1 pseudogene is annotated in these 276 nt (G+C 42.4%); it reads right to left on the reverse strand.

Going from position 1 to position 276, the window contains the following annotated elements:
- Window positions 1–186 (reverse strand): annotated as a pseudogene (locus tag FC43_RS04955) (helix-turn-helix domain-containing protein); the annotation flags it as partial.
- Window positions 187–276 lie beyond the last annotated feature (90 nt).

Genomic DNA, 276 nt, shown 5'->3' on the forward strand with positions numbered 1-276 from the left:
CTTGTTTTTACGATAGTGTTGGCAATACTCTTGGAGCGTGTGGCCGGCGGCCAGAAAGCGATAAACTCGGTAGACGGTTTCTAAGCTCCGGTGCAAAAGTTTGGCAGCTCGGTAGGCTTTTACTCCTTGGTCACGAAAATTAGCGATCATCGTTAGTTCGTCTATGGTAAGATGATGGTAGGTCATTTGTGGTGTCCTTTCTTTTGATGTATGGGTATTCAAAAGTCTACCACAAATGGCTTTTTATTTTTCTAACTTAATTTTACAAACCGCGTT

It is taken from the genome of Limosilactobacillus ingluviei DSM 15946 (assembly GCF_001435775.1).
In the GTDB taxonomy this organism is placed as follows: domain Bacteria; phylum Bacillota; class Bacilli; order Lactobacillales; family Lactobacillaceae; genus Limosilactobacillus; species Limosilactobacillus ingluviei.